Origin of the sequence: Calidifontibacillus erzurumensis (assembly GCF_013303125.1) — a bacterium.
GTDB classification, from domain to species: Bacteria; Bacillota; Bacilli; order Bacillales; family Bacillaceae_J; genus Calidifontibacillus; species Calidifontibacillus erzurumensis.
Window position 1 is genome coordinate 43,284 of sequence record NZ_JABTTE010000025.1, and the last position, 6,837, is coordinate 50,120.

The 6,837-nt window shown below is 39.7% G+C and carries 3 protein-coding genes; all 3 read left to right on the plus strand.

Features of this window, described 5'->3' with window-relative positions:
* Window positions 1-105: 105 nt before the first annotated feature.
* Entirely contained in the window at window positions 106-1,248 is a 1,143-nt protein-coding gene (locus HR057_RS14685) for an acyl-CoA dehydrogenase (protein ID WP_173732202.1), read from the plus strand.
* Between the two features lie 1,208 nt (window positions 1,249-2,456).
* Entirely contained in the window at window positions 2,457-3,089 is a 633-nt protein-coding gene (locus tag HR057_RS14690; RefSeq protein ID WP_230474467.1) for a TetR/AcrR family transcriptional regulator, read from the plus strand.
* Window positions 3,090-3,348: 259 nt separating this feature from the next.
* Complete coding sequence (gene icmF / locus HR057_RS14695) at window positions 3,349-6,615, plus strand: fused isobutyryl-CoA mutase/GTPase IcmF (RefSeq protein ID WP_173732204.1); 3,267 nt, start codon at window positions 3,349-3,351, stop codon at window positions 6,613-6,615.
* Window positions 6,616-6,837 lie beyond the last annotated feature (222 nt).

Consider the following 6,837-nt stretch of genomic DNA (forward strand, 5'->3'; position numbering starts at 1 on the left):
TGGTTTGCATGCGCTAATTGACTGAGCACTCACTCAGGATGAAAAAATTTGAACATGAAAAAAAGCTCAACGGGTTTTAAAAATAAAAGTCTAGGGGGATTAAATATGAATTTTCAATTATCAGAAGAACATGAAATGCTTCGAAAAATGGTTAGAGATTTTGCAAATGATGTAGTGGCACCTACTGCTGCTGAACGTGATGAAGAAGCACGTTTTGACCGGGAAATTTTCGACCAAATGGCGGAGCTCGGTTTAACAGGGATTCCATGGCCAGAACAATACGGCGGCAGCGGCTTCGATTACTTAGCTTATTGTATCGCTGTTGAAGAGCTTTCCCGCGTGTGCGCATCAACGGGGGTAACATTATCTGCACACGTTTCACTTGCAAGCTGGCCAATTTTCAAATTTGGTACAGAAGAGCAAAAGCAAAAATATTTGCGTCCATTGGCAGAAGGTAAAAAAATAGGGGCTTACGGTTTAACAGAACCTGGCGCAGGTTCGGATGCCGGAAGCATGAAAACAACTGCGAAACTTGTTGGAGATGAATATATTTTAAATGGTTCAAAAATCTTTATCACAAACGGCGGCGTTGCTGATATCTATGTCGTTTTTGCATTAACAGATCCTGAAAAGAGAACAAAAGGAGTTAGCGCCTTTATTGTTGAAAAAGACTTCCCAGGTTTTTCAATTGGTAAAAAAGAAAATAAATTGGGCATTCGTTCATCTCCTACAACTGAAATTATTTTTGAGGACTGCCGTGTGCCAAAAGAAAACTTGCTTGGCAAAGAAGGCGAAGGATTTAAAATTGCAATGATGACGCTTGATGGCGGACGCAATGGTATCGCAGCCCAAGCGGTTGGGATTGCCCAAGGTGCATTAGATGCAGCGGTAGCATATGCAAAAGAACGTCATCAATTTGGTAAGCCGATTGCTCATCAACAAGGAATTAGTTTCAAACTAGCAGACATGGCAACACAAATTGAGGCTGCAAGACTATTAACTTATCAGGCAGCTTGGAGAGAAAGTGAAGGATTACCTTATGGTCAAGCTTCTGCAATGGCGAAATTGATGGCCGGTGATACTGCTATGCGTGTGACAATCGATGCAGTTCAAATCTTTGGTGGTTATGGATATACGAAAGAATATCCAGTAGAACGGTTTATGCGCGATGCGAAAATCACTCAAATCTATGAAGGAACACAAGAAATCCAACGTCTTGTTATTTCAAGAATGTTGATTGCAGATTAATTTTTAAGGATACGGCTATAGGTGAAAAGGGCTGAAATTAGCCGGTCTAATAACGATTCGTTTAAAAATTGATCGGTTCTTTTTGGAGTTAGCTGACTCAATAGGATAACCATCACTTGGTTCGTTTTAAAAATTGCTGGATCCTATTTTAAAGTTAGCTTGATCCAATTCTGTACAAGGAAGAGTGGTTCAATTTTAAAATGGTGGATCTTATTTTGAAGTTAGCCTGATCTATTTTGTACTAGGTACAGCGGTTCGATTTTAAAATGGAGGGCCTTATTTTGAAGTTAGCTCGATCTAATTTTGTACAGAGTACAGCGGTTCAATTTTAAAATGGTGGATCTTATTTTGAAGTTAGCCCGATCTAATTTTGTACGGGACACAGCAGTTCTATTTAAAATTGCTGGATCCTATTTTAAAGTTAGCTTGATCCAATTCTTTATAAGGAAGAGTGGTTCAATTTTAAATTGCTGATCCTTTTGAAGCTAGCTGATTCAATATGAAACAAGGTATATGAATTTGATTATAAAATGCTAGATACTATTTTGAAGTTAGCCCTAAACATTAGATTGCATAAAATTTAAAACCTTTTGATTGGATTCGTTGGCATTCTCGTGAGCAAAATTTTTCATTTGGATCTTATACACATTTTGACAAAGGATGGGGCGGGAAATAGAAAATTTTGTAGAAAATAGTCAAAAAAGATAAAAATCTTTTCAATATTGTATAAAATAAAAGCGTAGTAGAGAAGGTTGGCAACTGGCTTGAAGTAAATGAAACAAAAGTCGTCCAACAGTCAAAAATAATAAGAATCCCGTCCCCCTTGAAGATCTGAAGTCAAAAATGGTGTAATCGGTTGCCCTGATGTTTTACCAAACTCAAGTTTACTTTTTAAAAGGGCATAAAGCTTCTAGAAACAAAAAATTAGTGTACGAGATGATAACTCGGGGAAAAGGGGCTGTCGTGCTTAGTTTTACAAGGAGAGGTGAGCCCCGGCACCCGCCCAAAACAATGGGAGTGTCCATTAGTGAGACGGACGAAATCTTAAGGACACCGTGCTATTTTGACTCTTGTTTTTTAAGACAATTCCGGATAAAGTGGCCAAGAAATAATAAGGACAACGACCCAAGTCGTCCAATGCCGAGAATGCTATGCTTTCAAATAATTGGGCGGTGTGCAACTTTTTCCTGGGAAGGAGGAGAAAAATTTTGACAACAAAACGAGAAGTGCCAGCTTCAGTCAAAGATGAGAAGCTCATTCAAAAACGACGCGATCAAATGATCAAAGGTGCTGTAAAGCTTTTTATAAACAAAGGTTTCCACCGAAGCACGACAAGAGAGATTGCAAAAGCAGCTGGTTTTAGCATCGGCACGCTTTATGAATATATCCGCAAAAAAGAAGATGTCCTTTATTTAGTTTGTGATGCGATTTATGACCAAGTACAAGAACGTTTGCAGGAAGTCATCGATACCGACCGTGGAAATATTGAGAGCTTACGTGAAGCAGTCAGGGCCTATTTTAAAGTTATGGATGAAATGCAAGATGAAGTTCTTGTCATGTATCAGGAAGCAAAATCGCTCACAAAAGATGCGCTGCCTTATGTTTTAGAAAAAGAGCTGGATATGGTAGCCATGTTTCAAAAAGTCATTGAAGGTTGCGTTCGCAATAAGGAACTCATGTTAAATGAGCAAGAAATAAAACTTGTCTCCCACAATATTTTTGTACAAGGGCAAATGTGGGCATTCCGCCGCTGGATTTTGCGAAAATTGTATACGCTTGAGGAGTATACAGAACTGCAAATCAACCAGTTGTTATATGGCGTTCAAGGAAGAAAGGAATAGATGCCCCACATAAGCAGAATTTTTAAACATTGTTTAGCTTTGCAAATGTTTATTAGTACTAGCTTCATGCAGTTTTATAACGATTTTCTAACCAAAGAGTCGTTACCACAACATAAAAACCATATAGATCATGCAGATTTTCACTACAGGGGATTTACATTTAGTTTCACACCACTAAAGATGCGCAAATGTACACCAATTTTCTAATGTTATTAAGTAAAAACATTAGACATCAGACTACAAAGGGGGATTCAAACGAATGAGTACGGTAGAAGTATACCGGCCGAAAAATCATGTTCGTTTTATTACAGCGTCCAGTCTTTTTGATGGACATGATGCGTCCATCAATATTATGAGAAGGATATTACAGTCAAGCGGGGCAGAGGTTATTCATCTCGGCCATAACCGATCAGTTGAAGAAATTGTAAATGCTGCTATTCAAGAAGATGTGCAAGGAATTGCCGTTTCTTCCTATCAAGGCGGTCACGTTGAGTTTTTTAAATACATGTATGATCTTTTAAAAGAAAAAGGCGCTTCACATATCCGAATTTATGGCGGTGGTGGTGGCGTTATTATTCCTAGGGAAATAAAAGAACTCCATGATTATGGAATTGCCCGTATTTTTTCTCCGGAAGACGGACGGCTTCTCGGTCTTCAAGGCATGATTAACGTCATGATGGAAGAATGTGATTTCCCAACGGTTACGAGAATCGAAAATGAAGAGCTTGAACTATTAAAGAAAGGCGATCATAAAACAATTGCCCGTTGCATTACATTGGCAGAAAATGCAGTAACATTCAGCGAGGAAGCAGCAGCGGCAGCACAAACAATGCTTGCTAAAGTGAAAGAGATGGAAAAACAAGTGCCAGTCGTTGGTATTACTGGTACAGGTGGTGCAGGAAAATCTTCTTTAACAGATGAATTAATTCGCCGCTTTCTTAATGAAATTCCAGAGAAAAAAGTGGCCATTTTGTCAGTTGACCCAACGAAACAAAAAACTGGTGGAGCACTTCTTGGCGACCGTATTCGTATGAATTCGATTTTCAATCCTCGCGTTTATATGAGAAGTCTTGCGACGCGTAATTCGAAATCAGAGTTATCGGATGCTATTAAAGAAGCGATTCAAGTTGTAAAAGCAGCTGGATTTGACTTAGTGATCGTAGAAACGAGCGGAATCGGCCAAGGGGATGCTGGTATTACAGAAGTTACTGACATTTCAATGTATGTCATGACAAGCGAATTCGGGGCTCCAAGTCAGCTTGAAAAAATAGATATGATCGATTATGCAGACATCATCGTTATTAATAAATTTGAACGTCAAGGGTCAGAAGATGCCCTTAACCAAGTGCGCAAACAATATCAGCGGAGCCATCAACTTTTTGATAAAAAACTTGAAGAAATGCCTGTATACGGCACAATTGCTAGCCAATTTAACGATGAAGGGACAAATACGCTGTTTGTCGCATTTCTAGAAACAATTCAAAAGAAATTTGGCGGCGAATGGTCAACGAAGCTTAAAAAATCGGATAAAGTTGTCAAGAAAAATGTCATTATTCCAAACAACAGACGCCATTATTTACGTGAAATTGCAGATACAGTGCGCAATTATCACAAGCATGTAGATGAACAAGTTAGAATTGCCCGCCGTTTATTCCAAGTAAATGGTACTTTGGAAGAGCTTAAAAAGCGTGAAACAAATAGCGATGTCATTCAATCGCTAGAAGCATTAAAAGCTTCTCTTGAAGATAAGCTCACTCCAGAATCGAAGAAAATTTTACAAGAGTGGCCACAGCGCTTGAAAGAGTATAGTGGTAAAGAGCTAGTAACAAAAGTGCGCGATAAAGAAATCCGCACAGAATTAACAACAAAGAGCTTGTCTGGTTTAGATATTCCGAAGGTGAAACTGCCGAAGTTTGAAGATTGGGGAGAAATTTTACGCTGGGTGTATAAAGAAAATGCACCAGGATTTTTCCCATATACGGCTGGTGTATTCCCGTTCAAACGTCAAGGAGAAGATCCGAAGCGTCAGTTTGCTGGGGAAGGTACACCAGAACGGACGAACCGTCGCTTCCATTATTTATCAAAAGACGATGATGCGAAGCGCTTAAGTACAGCGTTTGACTCTGTGACGCTTTACGGTGAAGATCCAGATTACCGTCCGGATATTTACGGAAAAGTAGGCGAAAGTGGCGTTAGCGTCTGCACATTGGAAGATATGAAGAAGCTGTATGAAGGTTTTGACTTGTGTGCACCAACAACGTCTGTATCTATGACAATCAATGGTCCGGCGCCAATTATGCTTGCATTTTTCATGAATACAGCGATCGACCAACAAGTGCGTAAGTTTGAAGAAGAAAACGGACGTATTCCAACGGTTGAAGAATTTATTGAAATTAAAGAACGGACATTGCAAACAGTCCGCGGTACAGTGCAAGCAGATATTTTAAAAGAAGACCAAGGGCAAAATACGTGCATTTTCTCAACGGAATTTGCACTCCGTATGATGGGCGATATTCAACAATATTTTATTGATCATAAAGTACGTAACTACTATTCTGTTTCTATTTCCGGTTATCATATTGCTGAAGCAGGCGCCAATCCGATTTCACAGCTTGCCTTTACACTTGCAAATGGCTTTACGTATGTAGAGTACTATTTAAGCCGTGGCATGGATGTTGATGATTTTGCACCAAATCTATCATTCTTCTTCTCGAATGGCCTTGATCCGGAATATACGGTATTAGGCCGTGTGGCTCGCAGAATTTGGGCCGTTGTAATGAAACATAAATATGGTGCGAACGAACGTAGCCAGAAATTGAAATATCATATTCAAACATCCGGACGCTCCTTGCACGCGCAAGAAATGGATTTCAACGATATTCGTACAACATTGCAAGCGTTAATTGCATTAATGGACAATTGTAATTCACTTCATACGAACGCTTACGATGAAGCGATTACGACTCCGACTGAAGAATCCGTACGTCGTGCAATGGCAATTCAGTTGATTATTACGAAGGAATTTGGATTAACGAAAAATGAAAATCCAATGCAAGGTTCCTTCATCGTTGAAGAATTGACTGATATTGTCGAAGAAGCAGTTCTTCAAGAGTTTGAGCGGATTAATGACCGTGGCGGCGTGCTAGGCGCAATGGAAACTCAATATCAGCGCAGTAAGATTCAAGAAGAATCCATGTACTATGAACATAAAAAGCATAGCGGTGAGCTGCCAATTATCGGTGTTAACACGTACTTGAATCCGAATCCGCCATCTGAAGAAGAATTGAACAGTATTAAATTGGCTCGTGCGACAAAAGAAGAAAAAGAAACGCAAATTGCGAATTTGCGGAAGTTCCAAGAAGAGCATGCGCATGAAGTTGATGCAGCACTGGCTAGACTAAAAGAAGTGGCAATTTCCGGAGGCAATATTTTTGAAGAACTCATGGAAACAGTTAAAGTCGCAAGTCTAGGCCAAATTACAAAAGCATTGTATGAAGTAGGCGGACAGTATCGCCGGAATATGTAAAATGGATCTGCTAAACAAAGCGGGACAATAGGCCAGATCTAGGCAGAAGGAAATGCTTTGGAACAGATTTTGAGGTAGGTTTAATAATATGATTTAAAAGGAAAACCGAAAGATAGACGCGGTTTTCCTTTTTTATCGTACTGCAGGGATGCTGTTATTCGGTGCAATTTAACGGTGTCAGACCCCTCTGGAGGTACGTCTGTGGCACCGTCTGAGGTGGGG

Coding starts and splice junctions, on each gene's coding strand:
- HR057_RS14685 (WP_173732202.1), top strand. CDS start 106: ATGAATTTTCAATTATCAGAAGAACATGAAATGCTTCGAAAAATGGTT.
- icmF (WP_173732204.1), top strand. CDS start 3,349: ATGAGTACGGTAGAAGTATACCGGCCGAAAAATCATGTTCGTTTTATT.